We start from the raw sequence: 15,753 nt of genomic DNA, 5'->3' as shown, positions 1-15,753 counted from the left end.
CTCCTTACTTGATAACCTTAGCAATAACGCTAGGATAAAGTTCATACTCTAAATGTTTAACACGTTCTTCTAATAGTTCTTTAGTATCGTCCGGTTTAATATCACATTGTCTTTGTTCAATAATTTCTCCCGTATCCATGCCACTATCAACATAATGGACAGTTGAACCAGTTACATTATCACCGCTATTAAACGCTTGTCCAATAGCATCTTTCCCCTTATATTTTGGCAATAATGATGGATGAATATTTAGTATTTTACCTTCGTATGCGTCTAATAAATCTGGACCTATTAATCTCATATAACCTGCAAGAATAATCCATTCTACTTCTTCACGTTTTAATAATTGAATCAAGTGTTGTTCATAGGCAGATTTAGATTCAAAGTTTTTAGGTTCATTGATATGTGTCGCTACTTTTAATTTTTTTGCACGATCTATACAATATGCATCGTCATGGTCTGTATATAAAGACGTAATTTCAATATTGTTAAGTTCACCTTTGTCTACTTTTAAAACGATATTTTCAAAGTTGCTTCCTGAACCTGAAGCAAAGATAGCTACTTTAGTCACGCCTCTACCCCCTCTAAATGGATAGGCGTATCTTTATCTGTAATAATTTCACCAATTTCATATGCAGAAATACCTTCTTTGTTTAATATGTCGATAGCTTTTTTAGCTTCTTCCTTATCGACAATAACCGTATAACCTATTCCCATATTAAATACGTTATACATTTCTTGAGTTTCAATTTGAGCCTGTTGTTGTAACCATTCAAATACCTTAGGTGTCGGGAAGGATTGAGTATCAATTTTGGCTGCTAATCCTTTAGGCAACCCACGTGGGATGTTCTCGTAAAAACCCCCACCTGTAATATGATTCATGCCTTTTATTTGGACAGCCTTTTTCAGAGCAAGAATAGGCTTAACATATAACTTTGTTGGTGCTAAAAACGTATCTAGATACGTACGACCATCGAATTCATCATTTAAATTAATACCTGATGCTTTAATTAATTTACGAACTAAACTGTAACCGTTAGAATGAATTCCGTTTGATGCAAGGCCAATGATGGTTTGACCTTCTTGAATTGCTGAGCCATCAATGTAGTCTTCTTTCTCAACTGCACCCACCGCAAAACCTGCAAGATCATATTCACCTTCATGGTACATTTCGCCCATTTCGGCAGTTTCGCCACCAATTAAAGCTGTATTAGTTTCTTCGCAACCATCACTTACACCTTTGACGATTTGTTCGATGACCTCTGGAACAACTTTATTTGTAGCAATATAGTCTAAGAAATAAAGTGGTTCAGCACCAGTAGTTAAAATATCGTTGACGCACATTGCTACAGCATCGATGCCAATAGTATCGTGTTTGTCATTATCGATGGCAAGCTTTAATTTAGTGCCTACACCATCAGTACCAGAGACAAGTACAGGTGCTTTCATATTTAGTTGTGATAAATCGAATGTTGCACCAAATCCGCCTAAACCGCCAAGCACTTCTTTACGCATAGTACGTTGGACGTGACTCGACATTCTTTCAACTGCTTCATAACCTGCGTGAATATCAACACCTGATTGTTCATAAGCTTTAGACATGAATATTACCCTCTCTATCAAAGTAGTGTTTATGATTATCAATATAATCCTTTTGACGTTGACTCAAGTTTTTATAATAATTCTCTTCATAATCGAAAAGGCCTGCCGGATAGTCCCCAGTGAAGCTTTCAACACACAAGCCGTTATATGGCGCATCATAATCTAAGCCAATGGATTCAATTAATCCATCCACGCTTAAATACGATAATGAATCTGCGCCAATATAGTCACAAATTTCTTCTGGTGATTTACTCGCCGAAATCAGTTCAGCTGTCGTTGAGACATCAATACCATAGAAACTTGGGAACATAAATTCAGGAGACGCTATACGTACATGAACTTCTTTTGCACCTGAATCTTTTAACATTTTCACAATACGTTTACTTGTAGTACCGCGTACAATGGAATCATCGACTAAGACAATACTTTTTCCTTCGACAATATCTTTAACAGCGGATAATTTTACGCGAACACCTTGTTCTCGTAATTCTTGAGTTGGTTGAATAAATGTACGTGCTACATATTGGTTTTTCACTAGGCCCATTTCATATGGTAATCTGCTTTCTTCAGCGTAACCACTTGCAGCTGATAATGAAGAATTAGGTACACCAATCACCATATCAGCATTAGCTGGACTTTCTTGTGCTAATTTTTTACCTGACGCTTTACGTACAGCATGAACGTTCTTCCCAGCAATCGTAGAATCCGGACGTGCAAAGTAAATATATTCCATTGCAGAAATTGCTGTATTGGTATGGCTTGTATAAGATTTCACTTCAATACCATCTTTATTAATGACGACATATTCTCCAGCGTGAATGTCTTGAACATATTCAGCGCCAAGCACATCAATCGCACATGTTTCACTTGCTAAAATATATGTCCCATCTTGCATTTTTCCAACTACAAGTGGACGGATAGCATTAGGATCAACTGCACCATATAATGCGTCTTTTGTTAAAATTGCAAAAGTGAAACCACCTTTAATTTGACGTAAACTTTCTTTTAAAGCTTCTTCAAAAGTTGGCGCTTTACTGCGACGAATAAGGTGCATAATAACTTCAGTATCAGATGATGAATGGAAGATGGCACCATGTTTTTCTAAATACTGACGAAGTGCTTGAGCGTTAATTAAGTTACCATTGTGACAAATCGCTACACTCATATCATAGAAGTGATAAAGGAACGGTTGAATATTTTCAATGCCTTTATTACCAGAAGTAGCATAACGCACATGACCAATAGCATTATGTCCTACTTTAAGGTTTTCCATTTGAGGTGCTTTAATTGCTTCAGTTAGCAAGCCTAAACCACGTTCGCCTTTTAATGTTTCGCCATCAGAAACAACAATCCCTGCGCCTTCTTGGCCACGATGCTGTAAACTATGAAGTCCCATATAAGTTAATTGAGCTGCTTCAGAATGGTTCCAAATTCCGAATACCCCACACTCTTCGTTTAATCCACTGTAGTTAAACATTTTTCGATGGCTCCTTCCCAATTTTCTTTAATATCTGAGACTTTTTCTTCAATAGTAGTTTGAGCATTTGAAACTTTAAATTCGTCTACATCCGTTAATTCACCAATTTCAATAGCGTTGTCGATATCTAGTGTTTCACCTTCTTTTACCGCGACCACGTAGCGACCTTGTGTTTCACTGAATAATTGCGCATCTGAAAGATCTACATGAGCAGTTAAACCAAGGCTATGGTAAGCACTAATACGCGCTAACGTTATTAATAAGCCACCTTTACCAACTGTTTGTACATGAGAAGCGACACCATTTCTAATTGCTGTTTTAACGGCTTCACCTTTAGCTACTTCATCACTCAAATCGATTGATTCATATTCGTGGTTAACTTTGCCATATAATAATTTTTCAATTTGGCTACCACCGAAATCATCTTTAGTTTCTCCTACTAGATATAATTTGTGACCAGCTTGAGGGTGGAAATCATTTAAATAATTAATGTCTTCGATTAGTCCTACCATACCTACTACTGGTGTTGGGAAAATAGATGTGCCACGTGTTTCGTTATATAATGAGACGTTACCAGAAACGACTGGTGTTTTTAGTACTTCACATGCTTCAGACATGCCTTTAGTAGAATCAATTAATTGTTGATAGATTTCTTTCTTTTCAGGTGAGCCATAGTTTAAACAATCTGTCATTGCTAATGGTGTAGCCCCAACAGCAATTAAGTTACGATATGCTTCTGCTACAACCATCTTTCCGCCTTCATAAGGTTGGTTAAAGACATATCTTGCTTCGCCATCAATTGTAGAAGCAACAGCTTTATTCGTACCTTCTACACGGACTACTGAAGATTGTAAACCTGGTTTAATAATTGTATTTGCTCCAACTTGTTGATCATATTGTTCATATAAATAATGTTTTGAAGCGATAGTTGGATGTGTTAATAATCTTTCAAATACATCTTGAGCATCGATTGAACTGTAATCATTTTTAGAAGTGTTATATTCTTTTTCTTCGCCTTCTAGAACGTAAACAGGTGCTTCATCAGCTAACGATTGAACCGGAATATCTGCAAACACTTCATCTTCATATTTAAGAACGAAGCGGTCTGTGTTTGTTACTTCTCCAATTACTGCGCTATCAAGTTCATGTTTATCAAATAAGTCTAAGAATTTTTGTTCTGTTCCTTTTTCAACGACTAATAACATTCTTTCTTGCGTTTCTGAAAGCATCATTTCATATGGTGAAATACCAGGTTCACGAGTTGGTACTTTATCTAAATGTAATTCTAAACCGCTTCCGCCTTTAGCTGCCATTTCAGATGAAGAAGACGTTAATCCAGCTGCACCCATATCTTGAATACCAACTAATTCATCAAACGTAATCGCTTCTAATGTTGCTTCCATTAACTTTTTACCAACAAATGGGTCACCAATTTGGACTGATGGACGTTTACTTTCACTTTCTTCAGTTAACTCTTCTGATGCAAAAGTAGCCCCGTGAATACCGTCACGTCCTGTTTTTAAACCGACATAAATGACTGAGTTACCTTCACCTTTAGCAGTCCCTTTTTGAATCATATCGTGGTCAATCACACCCACACACATAGCATTAACTAATGGATTACCATCGTAACGGTCATCAAATTCAATTTCTCCAGCAGTTGTTGGAATACCAATACAGTTACCGTAACCACCAATACCTGCTACGACACCTTTAAGCAGACGTTGGTTTTGTTTAGCTGATAATTCGCCAAAGCGTAAGCTATTTAACAAATTAATAGGTCTAGCACCAATTGAAACAATATCTCTAATAATGCCGCCTACACCTGTAGCTGCACCTTGATAAGGTTCAATGGCAGATGGATGGTTATGTGATTCAACTTTAAACACTACAGCTTGGTTGTCTCCGATATCAACAACACCTGCGCCTTCACCTGGGCCCATCAACACATGTTCCCCAGTTGTAGGGAATTGTTTTAAGAAAGGTTTAGAATGTTTATATGAACAGTGTTCGCTCCACATTACTGAAAAGATACCAACCTCAGTAAAGTTAGGTTCTCTTCCCAAAATTTCACATACTTTGTCGTATTCTGCATCGCTTAAACCCATATCTTGATATAATTTTTCCAGCTTAATTTCTTCAATACTAGGTTCAATAAACTTAGACATTTTGTTCCCTCCAACTATTTACCATTGCTTCAAATAATTTCACGCCGCTATCTGTACCAAGGATTGTTTCAAGTGCTCTTTCAGGATGAGGCATCATACCGCAAACATTACCTTCTTTATTTACAATACCTGCAATATGTTCATGAGAGCCATTTGGATTATCTTCATAAGTAAGGATAATTTGATTATTCTCTACTAATTCCTCATACATTTCATCTGTACAATAATAATGACCTTCACCATGTGCTACTGGATAAACTACAATTTCATTTTCACCATAAAGGTTAGTGAATGAAGTTTGATTATTAGCAATTTTCAGTTTTTCATTTCTACTTATAAATAGATGAGAATCATTATGTAGCAATGCGCCAGGCAATAGACCTATTTCCGTTAAAATTTGGAAACCATTGCAAACACCTAATACAGGTTTACCTTCATCTGCAAAACGTTTAACTTCTTCAATAATCGGTGCTACACTTGCCATTGCCCCTGAGCGAAGATAGTCACCGAAAGAGAAACCACCTGGGATAAGTACGCCATCGAAACCTTCTAATGATGTTTCTCGATAGTCAACATACTCTGCTTCAGCGCCTGACTTGATTGCTGCATTGTACATGTCTCTATCACAATTGGATCCGGGAAATACGAGAACTGCAAACTTCATTTTATGCATTCTCCTTTTCATCTACAATTTTGTAGCTATATTCTTCAATCACTGTATTAGCGAATAATTTTTCACTTAACGTTGTGATAATATTATCCACCGCTTCATCTGTAGCTTCATCAACAGTCATATATAATACTTTACCTACACGAATATCATTAACTTGTTTGTATCCTAAATCATGTACTGCTCGATTTAAGGCTTGTCCTTGCGTATCTAATACCTGTGGTTGTAGTGTGATGTGAAGTTCAATCGTTTTCATTATTTAAGTTCCTCCAATTTATTTAAAAATGTTTGATATGTGTCAATAAGTGAACCTGTGTCATTTCTATAAACGTCTTTGTCAAAGTTAGTATCTGAATCTTTATCCCAAATGCGACATGTATCTGGAGAAATTTCATCAGCTAATAAAATTTTGCCATCTTGTGTTCTGCCAAATTCAACTTTAAAATCTACCAAGCGCAAGTTCATTTCATCCATGAGTTGAATGAGCACGCGATTGATATCTTTTGCCATCGTTTTTAATGTTTTGATTTCTTCGTCATTTGCAATATTAAGAAGTTTAACGTGGTCATCTGTAATAAGTGGATCGTTTAGATCATCATTTTTGTAAAAGAACTCTACCAATGGCGCTTCAAATTGATGTCCTTTTTCAAATCCTAAACGTTTTGTAATAGAACCTGTTGCGATATTACGAACTACTACTTCTAGTGGAATAATTTTGACTTCTTCAACTAATTGTTCTGTATCTGATAGTTGCTTAATAAAATGACTTTTAATTCCTTGTTCAGTTAAATAGTCGAAGATAATTGAAGTAATTTTATTATTTAAACGTCCTTTACCTTCCATAGTATCTTTTTTCGCACCATTACCAGCTGTAACTTCATCTTTATATTCCACTCTTAATTGGTGTGGTGTGTCAGTAGAAAAGATTCTTTTAGCTTTACCTTCATATAATAGAGACATGAGTTATTCTCTCCCTTCAAATTCCTTAAGCATGTTAGCTTCTGTACCGTTAATATCATCAGTTAAAACAGTCATATGACCCATTTTGCGGTCGGGTTTACGTTCAGATTTACCATAAATATGAATATGCCATTCAGGATGTTCACTAAACTTATCCTCTAGTAAGTCTAAATCACGACCTAGTAAGTTCATCATGACAGCAGGCTTCAATATTTCAACTGACTTTGGCAGTGTTTGTCCTGTAACTGCTAAGATATGTGTATCAAATTGTGAATAATCACAAGCTTCGATTGAGTAATGTCCGGAATTATGAGGACGTGGTGCGATTTCATTTACAAACAAATGGTTGTTTTTATCAATGAAGAATTCAACCGTAAATGTTCCGACAAAATGTATTGCTTCAATAATTTTATTTACTTCATCTCTTGCTTCTTGTTCTTTATCGCTTCTTGCTGGCACGATAGTTTTAAATAGGATTTGATTTCGGTGTTCGTTTTCTTGTAATGGGAAATAAGTGATTTGCTTTTGATTACCAATTGTAACTGTTAAAGAGACTTCGAGTGCTAAATCTAAAAATTGTTCAGCTACACATTCTTGATTAGAAATAAGTGCTTTAGCTTCTTCAATATTAGTTGCATCTTTAACTAGTATTTGTCCTTTACCATCATATCCACCAAAACGTGTTTTAAGAATGAAAGGATAACCTAATTCATTTATAGCCATTTGGAGGTCTTCATCACTTTGAACAGATAGGAAAGGAACAATTTTAGAACCAGCTTGCTCTAATGTTTGTTTCTCAGTTAATCTGTCTTGTAATAATTGAATGGCTTGATAACCTTGAGGAATATTAAATTGTTCAGTTAGGTGTTGAAGTTGGTTAGCCGAAATGTTTTCAAATTCGTAAGTAATCACGTCAGTTTTTCGACCTAACTCTTGTAATGCTTGTTCATCGTCATAAGCTGCATTAATAAATTCATGCGCCACTGGTTTACATGGACTATCAGCATTAGGATCTAAACACACGACTTTAAATCCCATCTTCTGAGCAGATTGGGCCATCATTTTGCCAAGCTGTCCTCCGCCGATAATACCAATCGTGTCACCAAACTTTAATTTATTGAAGTTCATTTTGCATTTCACCTACTTTGTCTACAAGTGATTGTTCATAATTCTCTAAATTTTTTCGAACGTTTTCATTACCAATACTTAAAATTCTGGCCGCTAAAATTCCAGCATTTTTTGCACCAGCCTTACCAATGGCTGTCGTTGCAACTGGAATACCACCAGGCATTTGTACAATTGATAACAATGAATCTAAACCTTTTAAACTTTTAGATTCAATAGGAACTCCAATAACTGGTAACGTCGTCATAGATGCTACCATTCCAGGTAAATGTGCAGCTCCGCCTGCACCCGCGATAATAACATCATAGCCATTAGCTCTTGCTTGGCTAGCAAAATCGAACATTAACTTTGGCGTACGATGTGCAGATACTACTTTCTTATCGTACGGAATTTCAAATTGCTCTAACATAGCGCAACTTTCTTGCATTATCTTCCAGTCTGAGGAACTACCCATAATGACTGCTACTTTCACTTTGTACACCCTTTCAAAAGTTTGAAATATTGATACGATTAGTTGTATATTACAGATATAGCATAACAATCATTGAACGCTTTTTCAATTAAAAATCGAACTTTATTTATAATTTTTAATGTAATTTACGTCTTTTGCCTAAAGTTTGACGTAATTAGGGTTTGAAAGTTAAGCTATAATTATAATTTAAACAAACAAGGAGGAATTTTTGTGGTTGCAAAAATTTTAGATGGGAAACAAATTTCTAAGGACTACAGACAGGGATTACAAGATCAAGTAGAAGCTTTGAAAGAAAAAGGCTACACTCCTAAATTATCTGTTATCTTAGTGGGAAATGACGGGGCTAGTCAAAGTTACGTTAATTCTAAAAAGAAAGCTGCTGAAAAAATTGGCATGATTTCTGAAATTGTTCATTTAGATGAAGACACTTCAGAAGAAGATGTATTAAAAGAATTAGACCGTTTAAACAATGATGATTCAGTAAGCGGTATCTTAGTTCAAGTCCCACTTCCAAAACAAGTAAGCGAACAAAAAATCCTAGAAGCAATTAATCCTAAAAAAGACGTTGATGGTTTCCACCCATCAAATATCGGTAAATTATATATCGATGAACAAACATTCGTACCATGTACACCTCTAGGTATTATGGAAATCTTAAAACATGCTGATATCGATTTAGAAGGTAAAAACGCAGTTGTTATCGGTCGTAGCCACATTGTGGGTCAACCAGTATCTAAATTATTATTACAAGCTAATGCGACTGTAACTATTTTACATTCACGTACTAAAGATATGCACAGTCATTTAAAAGAGGCTGATGTTATTGTAAGTGCAGTTGGTAAACCTGGTCTTGTAACTAAAGATGACGTTAAAGAAGGCGCTGTTATTGTCGATGTAGGTAATACACCAGATGAGAACGGTAAATTAAAAGGCGACGTTGAATTTGACGAAGTTAAAGAAGTTGCTGGCGCAATCACTCCTGTTCCAGGTGGCGTTGGTCCTTTAACAATCACTATGGTATTAAATAATACTTTATTAGCTGAAAAAATGCGTCGTGGCATTGAATAATTCTATTGATTGTCAATGCAATGAATGATTAAAAAAAGGGATAATAAGCGAAACAGTTTCGCTTATTATCCCTTTTATTATCTGATTTAGTTATTAAACAGCCACACTTAATTTAGGTACAAATGTTTCAAAGTGAATACGGCTTTGATCAACATTCATTTCTTTCAATAGTTCAATAACTGATTGAAGAAATTGAGTACCACCACATACATAAACTTCTGTATCGTCACTAATAAATTGTTCTAAATATTCTTTAGTTAAATAACCTTTTGATGCTCTATCATATAATTCATAATTAGATGATTCTACTTTTCTGCTAATATCTTTTAATAGTGTAGTGAATGGCGTATCATTCATATCTCCAGTAACCTGAATAAATTGAGCTTGACTACCTTTATCAGCCACTTCTTTAAACATTGAGACTAATGGTGTAACACCAATACCAGCTCCAATAAACAATTGAGGATGTTCAGTGTTGTCTACCATAAAAGGCCCAACTGGTGCTGATAAATTAATATCATCGCCCTCTTTTAATTCATCATGTAGAATGGTTGATACTTCACCTTCATGATCTGTAGTGACATCTCTCTTAACTGCAAATGTTAAATGTGTGTTGTCTCCACTAACGATTGAATAATGACGTTTTGCACGATAAGGCATCTTACTACTACCTACATCTACTGTAATGTAGTTACCAGGAATAAATTGACTTAAATCATATTCATTTGAAGTAACTGTAAATGCTTTGATATTTGATGAAAGTTGTTCTATTTTTTCAATTTTAAAAGGTTTAAATCCATCCCATAACATTTTACTGTATATGTCTTTTTCAACTTGAATAAATACATCAGCGATTTCTTGATATGCTTTTTTCCAAGTTTGAATAATTGGATCCTCATCACCAAGCCCTACAACAGCTTTGATTGCTTCTATTAAATTCTCTCCCACAATATCATAGCCTGCAGGTGGTACTTGTAAAGCACAATGTTTATAAGCGATTTCTTTAACAACCGGCAAGATATTAGCTAAATTTTCAATATTAACTGCCGCTGCTAATACACTTTGCGCTAAAGCAGTCGATTGAAAACCTTTCTGCTGGTTAGTTTGGTTAAACATATTTTTTAATTCAGGGTGTTGTTGAAACATTCTTTTATAGAAATACGATGTTATTTCTGTCCCCTTTTGTTGTAATACAGGCACTGTTTCTTTGATAATGGCCTTTTCTTGTTCATTTAACACTAAAATCACTCCCATTAATAATAACTTGTAATGACTACAACCATATTGTAATACATTTTAAAAAGATTGCGTTATCTATTGTTATTATTTTCACAAAATGTTCAATTTACATAAACTTAATATATATTTTCCTTTATATTATTTAAATTTCAGAAGTAATACGCTATATTAAGACTATAGTATGATGTTTATCATCAGAAAATAAAGTATAGTTTAGTTAAACAAACAACGATTTATTAATTCGGAGGTTAACGTAATGAATAAACTAATACAGTCACTTTCAGCGCTCGGAGTCTCCGCAACTCTTGTTACCCCAAATTTAAGTGCCGAAGCAACATCCAATCACACACCTGAACTTAAAGGCGTCAACGATATCGTTATTCAAAAAGGTCAAAAGTATAATTTATTAAATGGAATTAGTGCTTATGATAAAGAAGATGGTGATTTAACTCATAAAATCACTGTAGATGGTCATGTTGATACATCAAAAGTTGGTAAATACAAAGTACAATATCATGTTATTGACTCAGATGGTGCTCAAGAAACATCATATAGATACATAGAAGTTAAATAAATGTCATATTTATAAAATTTAGATGAGAAGAAATTCTCATCTTTTTTTGTCTCAAACCCTTGAAAACGCTGAAAATGATAACGTTTCTCAACTACAAACACTCAAGTCTTAATTTTGTCATTTTTCACAGAATAGACACATAATTTTAACAAATCTTACATTCCCCGTCATTCCTATTGTTATTAGTTTTTTCCTATTTATAAATATAATTTTTTTCCTATAAGTACTTGTAAATATTGCGTAATAAACTAAAATTAGTGGTAAGCCCTACATTTGTAGTATTAGGAGGTCAAAAAAGTGTCAAAATTTAAGTCTTTGCTTCTAATGTTTGGGACGCTTATTTTACTTAGCGGATGTTCAAACTTAGAAGTATTTAATGCAAAAGGGCCAGTAGCAAGTAGTCAGAAGTTCTTGATTATCTATTCAATCATCTTCATGCTTGTTATTGTTGCTGTTGTACTTACAATGTTCGCTATTTTTATTTTCAAGTATAGCTATAATAAAAATAACGAATCTGGTAAGATGCACCACAATTCTTTAATTGAAACAATTTGGTTTGTGGTACCTATCATTATCGTTATCGCTTTAGCTATTCCAACAGTTAAAACGTTATACGATTATGAAAAACCACCTGAAAGTAAAGAAGATCCTATGGTTGTCTATGCAGTTAGTGCTGGATATAAATGGTTCTTTGCTTATCCAGAACAAAAAATTGAAACAGTTAATACATTAACTATTCCAAAAAATCGTCCAGTAGTATTTAAACTACAATCTATGGACACAATGACTAGTTTCTGGATTCCTCAATTAGGTGGTCAAAAATATGCCATGACTGGCATGACAATGGATTGGACTTTAACAGCCGATCAAACTGGTACTTTCAGAGGACGTAACTCAAACTTCAATGGTGAAGGTTTTGCTCGTCAAACATTTAAAGTTCACTCTGTAGACCAAAAAGATTTCGATACTTGGGTAAAAGAAGCTAAAGGTAAGAAAACAATTAGCCAAGACGAATTTGATAAACAAATTCTTCCAAGTACGCCTAATAAAGAATTAACATTCAATGGTACACATATGGCATTCGTTGACCCTGCAGCTGATCCAGAGTACATCTTCTACGCTTATAAACGTTACAACTACGTTCAAAAAGATCCAAACTTCGTTGCTGAAGACAAATTATATGAAGATGTAACTGATAAACCTCAGAAACCAGCTCGTAAGGTTCAAATTACTAACGCTAACTATAAGCGTCATGGTATGAAGCCAATGATTTTAGGCAACAACGATCCTTATGATAATGAATTCAAGAAAGAAGAATCTCATAATTCTGAGGAAATGGAAAAAATCAACAAAGGAGCTAAAGACGAAAATGCGTCTAAGCTTCAGCACAAAGACAATGATCATGGAGGTGAACATTAATGAATTTTCCATGGGATCAATTGCTCGTTAAAGGTAACTGGATGATTACAATGGCCCAAATTGGTGCGCCATTCTTAGTTATCGGACTTATCGCAGTAATTACTTATTTCAAATTATGGAAATATCTTTATAAAGAATGGTTCACATCCGTAGACCATAAAAAAATCGGTTTAATGTACTTAATCTGTGCTGTACTTATGTTCGTCCGTGGTGGTATTGATGCGTTATTACTACGTACTCAGTTAACGATTCCAGATAACAAATTCTTAGAATCTAACCACTACAATGAAATTTTCAGTACACACGGTGTAATCATGATTATCTTTATGGCCATGCCGTTCATTTTTGGTTTATGGAACGTAGTAGTTCCTTTACAAATTGGGGCACGCGATGTGGCATTCCCAGTTATGAATAACATTAGTTTCTGGTTATTCTTTGTTGGTATGATCTTATTCAACCTTTCATTCATCGTAGGTGGATCACCAGCAGCTGGTTGGACAAACTATGCGCCATTAGCTGGCGAATTTAGTCCGGGACCTGGAGTTAACTACTACTTAGTTGCGATTCAGATTTCGGGTATCGGTACCCTAATGACTGGTATCAACTTCTTCGTAACAATTTTAAGATGTAAAACTCCAACTATGAAATTCATGCAAATGCCAATGTTTACTGTAACAACTTTCATTACGACTTTAATCGTAATTTTAGCATTCCCAGTATTCACAGTTGTTCTTGCATTAATGACAGCTGACCGTATATTCGGAACTCATTTCTTCACAGTAGCAGACGGCGGTATGCCAATGTTATGGGCAAACTTCTTCTGGGTATGGGGGCACCCTGAGGTATATATCGTTATCTTGCCTGCATTTGGTATTTATTCAGAAATTATTCCAACATTTGCTCGTAAACGTTTATTCGGTCACCAAAGCATGGTGTGGGCAACTGCTGGTATCGCATTCTTAAGTTTCTTAGTTTGGGTTCACCATTTCTTCACAATGGGTAATGGTGCTTTAATTAACTCATTCTTCTCAATTTCAACAATGTTAATCGGTGTTCCTACCGGAGTTAAATTATTCAACTGGTTATTAACATTGTATAAAGGACGTATTACTTTCGAGTCACCTATGTTATTCTCATTAGCCTTCATCCCTAACTTCTTATTAGGTGGGGTTACAGGTGTAATGTTAGCGATGGCATCTGCTGACTATCAATATCACAATACTTATTTCTTAGTAGCCCACTTCCATTACACATTAGTTACTGGTGTAGTATTTGCCTGCCTAGCTGGTTTAATCTTCTGGTATCCTAAGATGATGGGTTACAAATTAAATGAAAAACTTAACATCTGGTGCTTCTGGTTATTCATGATTGGATTTAACGTATGTTTCTTACCACAATTCATTCTTGGATTAGATGGTATGCCACGTCGTTTATACACTTATATGCCATCAGATGGTTGGTGGTTATTAAACGTTATTTCAACTATCGGAGCATTAATGATGGCTGTTGGCTTCCTATTCTTAGTGGCAAGCATCGTTTACAGTCATATTAAATCACCTCGCGAAGCAACTGGTGATAACTGGGATGGTCTAGGACGTACTTTAGAATGGACAACTGCTTCAGCAATTCCACCTAAATACAACTTTGCCATTACTCCAGATTGGAATGACTACGATACATTTGTTGATATGAAAGAACATGGTCGTCATTACTTAGATAACCATAATTACAAAGATATTCATATGCCAAACAATACTCATACTGGTTTCTTCATGGGTATCTTCATGTTAATCGGTGGTTTCTTCTTAATCTTTGATACAATCGTTCCTGCAATTATCTGCTTAGTTGGTATTTTAGGTACATTAGTTTATCAAAGTTTCGTACAAGACCATGGATATCATATCCCTGCTTCTGAAGTTGCCGAGAATGAAGCTCGCTTAAGAGAAGCTCGTATTAAAGAAAGGGAGGCTGTAGGTCATGAGTCATGATACAAATACTGTTGATTCACGTACGCATGAAGGTCAATTGAATAAACTTGGCTTCTGGATTTTCCTTACAGCCGAATTCGCGTTATTCGGTACCCTGTTTGCAACGTTATTAACGTTGCAACATGGTGGCGATTACGCTGGCAAAATGACAACTGAATTATTCGAGTTACCACTTGTTTTAATTATGACATTTGCCTTATTAATTAGTTCTTATACATGTGGTATTGCAATTTACTACATGCGTAAAGAGAAACAAGGCTTAATGATGTTTTGGATGATTCTTACATTACTTTTAGGTTTAGTGTTCGTAGGTTTCGAAATTTACGAGTTTGCGCACTATGCTTCTGAAGGTGTAACACCTAAAATTGGATCATATTGGTCTAGTTTCTTCATCCTTTTAGGTACTCATGGTGCCCACGTATCATTAGGTATTGGCTGGATCATTTGTTTATTAATTCAAGTTGCTACACGTGGATTAAATAAATTCAATGCTCCAAAATTATTTATCGTAAGTTTATACTGGCACTTCTTAGATGTTGTTTGGATCTTCATCTTCACTGCCGTATATATGATAGGGATGGTGTATAGCGGATGAATACAATTGTAAAACATACAGTCGGCTTTATTGCCTCAATCGTTTTAACGTTATTAGCAGTTTTCGTAACTCTATACACAAACATGACATTCCAAGCTAAAACAACTATCATCTTTGGTTTTGCTTTCATTCAAGCTGCATTACAATTATTAATGTTCATGCACTTAACTGAAGGTAAAGATGGTCGTTTACAATCGTTCAAAGTTATCTTTGCGATTATCATCACTTTAGCAATCGTTATTGGTACTTATTGGGTTATGCAAGGTGGACATTCTCACCACTTATAATTTAATAAGCACCCTACTTTATAAACCTGTATTGAAACGATTTTCGTTTCATGCAGGTTTTTTTATACATATTTTTAAGTGGTTAACTATAATTTCATTATTCTTTTAT

16 protein-coding genes are annotated in these 15,753 nt (G+C 35.1%); 6 read left to right on the top strand and 10 right to left on the bottom strand.

What is annotated here, in order from left to right; all coding sequences use genetic code 11:
- Nucleotides 1-4 precede the first annotated feature (4 nt).
- Genes purN through purE form a run of 9 tightly spaced genes read right to left on the bottom strand, consistent with a single transcriptional unit; the run spans nt 5 to nt 8,474 of the window.
- Entirely contained in the window at nt 5-571 is a 567-nt protein-coding gene (gene purN, locus E2558_RS02225; protein ID WP_126565349.1) for a phosphoribosylglycinamide formyltransferase, read from the bottom strand.
- Nucleotides 568-1,602: a phosphoribosylformylglycinamidine cyclo-ligase gene (gene purM / locus E2558_RS02220; RefSeq protein WP_126565348.1), complete on the bottom strand. Its 1,035-nt coding sequence runs from the start codon at nt 1,600-1,602 to the stop codon at nt 568-570. Before purM ends, purN begins: the two co-directional genes overlap by 4 nt.
- On the bottom strand, nt 1,595-3,079 hold the full coding sequence (purF, locus tag E2558_RS02215) for an amidophosphoribosyltransferase (protein ID WP_126565347.1): 1,485 nt from the start codon (nt 3,077-3,079) through the stop codon (nt 1,595-1,597). Before purF ends, purM begins: the two co-directional genes overlap by 8 nt.
- Nucleotides 3,058-5,247: a phosphoribosylformylglycinamidine synthase subunit PurL gene (gene purL / locus E2558_RS02210; protein ID WP_126565346.1), complete on the bottom strand. Its 2,190-nt coding sequence runs from the start codon at nt 5,245-5,247 to the stop codon at nt 3,058-3,060. Before purL ends, purF begins: the two co-directional genes overlap by 22 nt.
- The gene (gene purQ, locus E2558_RS02205) at nt 5,240-5,911 is read right to left on the bottom strand and encodes a phosphoribosylformylglycinamidine synthase subunit PurQ (protein WP_126565345.1); all 672 of its coding nucleotides are present in this window, start codon (nt 5,909-5,911) and stop codon (nt 5,240-5,242) included. Before purQ ends, purL begins: the two co-directional genes overlap by 8 nt.
- A gap of 1 nt (nt 5,912) precedes the next feature.
- Nucleotides 5,913-6,173 carry a phosphoribosylformylglycinamidine synthase subunit PurS gene (gene purS, locus E2558_RS02200; RefSeq protein WP_103297081.1) on the bottom strand — a complete coding sequence of 87 codons (261 nt, stop codon included), beginning with the start codon at nt 6,171-6,173 and terminating at the stop codon, nt 5,913-5,915.
- Nucleotides 6,173-6,877 (bottom strand): phosphoribosylaminoimidazolesuccinocarboxamide synthase, encoded by a 705-nt coding sequence (gene purC / locus E2558_RS02195; protein ID WP_126565344.1) that lies wholly within the window; start codon nt 6,875-6,877, stop codon nt 6,173-6,175. The genes purS and purC overlap by 1 nt, the downstream gene beginning before the upstream one ends.
- Before the next feature lie 3 nt (nt 6,878-6,880).
- Nucleotides 6,881-8,005: a 5-(carboxyamino)imidazole ribonucleotide synthase gene (gene purK, locus E2558_RS02190; RefSeq protein ID WP_126565343.1), complete on the bottom strand. Its 1,125-nt coding sequence runs from the start codon at nt 8,003-8,005 to the stop codon at nt 6,881-6,883.
- Nucleotides 7,992-8,474 carry a 5-(carboxyamino)imidazole ribonucleotide mutase gene (gene purE, locus E2558_RS02185; protein ID WP_126565342.1) on the bottom strand — a complete coding sequence of 161 codons (483 nt, stop codon included), beginning with the start codon at nt 8,472-8,474 and terminating at the stop codon, nt 7,992-7,994. The genes purK and purE overlap by 14 nt, the downstream gene beginning before the upstream one ends.
- A 210-nt stretch (nt 8,475-8,684) precedes the next feature.
- On the opposite strand from purE, the gene folD reads away from it, so the two are divergent.
- Entirely contained in the window at nt 8,685-9,542 is an 858-nt protein-coding gene (folD, locus tag E2558_RS02180) for a bifunctional methylenetetrahydrofolate dehydrogenase/methenyltetrahydrofolate cyclohydrolase FolD (protein WP_126565341.1), read from the top strand.
- Between the two features lie 93 nt (nt 9,543-9,635).
- Here folD and E2558_RS02175 read toward each other — a convergent pair whose 3' ends face one another.
- Nucleotides 9,636-10,781, bottom strand: a complete 1,146-nt coding sequence (locus tag E2558_RS02175; RefSeq protein ID WP_126565340.1) for a globin domain-containing protein — start codon at nt 10,779-10,781, stop codon at nt 9,636-9,638.
- A 256-nt stretch (nt 10,782-11,037) separates the two neighbouring features.
- On the opposite strand from E2558_RS02175, the gene E2558_RS02170 reads away from it, so the two are divergent.
- The 5 genes from E2558_RS02170 to qoxD all read left to right on the top strand — a co-directional run bounded on the left by E2558_RS02170 (nt 11,038) and on the right by qoxD (nt 15,644).
- Nucleotides 11,038-11,355 carry a DUF5011 domain-containing protein gene (locus tag E2558_RS02170; RefSeq protein WP_126565339.1) on the top strand — a complete coding sequence of 106 codons (318 nt, stop codon included), beginning with the start codon at nt 11,038-11,040 and terminating at the stop codon, nt 11,353-11,355.
- A gap of 297 nt (nt 11,356-11,652) precedes the next feature.
- A complete protein-coding gene (gene qoxA, locus E2558_RS02165) occupies nt 11,653-12,774 on the top strand; it encodes a cytochrome aa3 quinol oxidase subunit II (RefSeq protein ID WP_126565338.1) in 1,122 nt (373 codons plus the stop codon).
- Nucleotides 12,774-14,762: a cytochrome aa3 quinol oxidase subunit I gene (qoxB, locus tag E2558_RS02160; protein WP_126565337.1), complete on the top strand. Its 1,989-nt coding sequence runs from the start codon at nt 12,774-12,776 to the stop codon at nt 14,760-14,762. Before qoxA ends, qoxB begins: the two co-directional genes overlap by 1 nt.
- Nucleotides 14,752-15,357: a cytochrome aa3 quinol oxidase subunit III gene (qoxC, locus tag E2558_RS02155; protein WP_126565336.1), complete on the top strand. Its 606-nt coding sequence runs from the start codon at nt 14,752-14,754 to the stop codon at nt 15,355-15,357. The genes qoxB and qoxC overlap by 11 nt, the downstream gene beginning before the upstream one ends.
- Nucleotides 15,354-15,644, top strand: coding sequence for a cytochrome aa3 quinol oxidase subunit IV (gene qoxD / locus E2558_RS02150; RefSeq protein WP_126565335.1), 291 nt, complete (start codon nt 15,354-15,356; stop codon nt 15,642-15,644). Before qoxC ends, qoxD begins: the two co-directional genes overlap by 4 nt.
- The last annotated feature ends 109 nt before the right edge of the window (nt 15,645-15,753 follow it).

Origin of the sequence: Staphylococcus pragensis (assembly GCF_004785665.1) — a bacterium.
GTDB classification, from domain to species: Bacteria; Bacillota; Bacilli; order Staphylococcales; family Staphylococcaceae; genus Staphylococcus; species Staphylococcus pragensis.
The sequence above is the reverse complement of the archived record's forward strand: the minus strand, read 5'-3'. Positions and strand labels throughout refer to the sequence as shown.

Excerpts from the sequence above, each read along its gene's own strand:
- purS (WP_103297081.1), bottom strand. The coding sequence starts at position 6,173 with ATGAAAACGATTGAACTTCACATCACACTACAACCACAGGTATTAGAT.
- purQ (WP_126565345.1), bottom strand. The coding sequence starts at position 5,911 with ATGAAGTTTGCAGTTCTCGTATTTCCCGGATCCAATTGTGATAGAGAC.
- purK (WP_126565343.1), bottom strand. The coding sequence starts at position 8,005 with ATGAACTTCAATAAATTAAAGTTTGGTGACACGATTGGTATTATCGGC.
- E2558_RS02170 (WP_126565339.1), top strand. The coding sequence starts at position 11,038 with ATGAATAAACTAATACAGTCACTTTCAGCGCTCGGAGTCTCCGCAACT.
- purL (WP_126565346.1), bottom strand. The coding sequence starts at position 5,247 with ATGTCTAAGTTTATTGAACCTAGTATTGAAGAAATTAAGCTGGAAAAA.
- purF (WP_126565347.1), bottom strand. The coding sequence starts at position 3,079 with ATGTTTAACTACAGTGGATTAAACGAAGAGTGTGGGGTATTCGGAATT.
- purM (WP_126565348.1), bottom strand. The coding sequence starts at position 1,602 with ATGTCTAAAGCTTATGAACAATCAGGTGTTGATATTCACGCAGGTTAT.
- purC (WP_126565344.1), bottom strand. The coding sequence starts at position 6,877 with ATGTCTCTATTATATGAAGGTAAAGCTAAAAGAATCTTTTCTACTGAC.
- qoxD (WP_126565335.1), top strand. The coding sequence starts at position 15,354 with ATGAATACAATTGTAAAACATACAGTCGGCTTTATTGCCTCAATCGTT.
- qoxC (WP_126565336.1), top strand. The coding sequence starts at position 14,752 with ATGAGTCATGATACAAATACTGTTGATTCACGTACGCATGAAGGTCAA.
- qoxB (WP_126565337.1), top strand. The coding sequence starts at position 12,774 with ATGAATTTTCCATGGGATCAATTGCTCGTTAAAGGTAACTGGATGATT.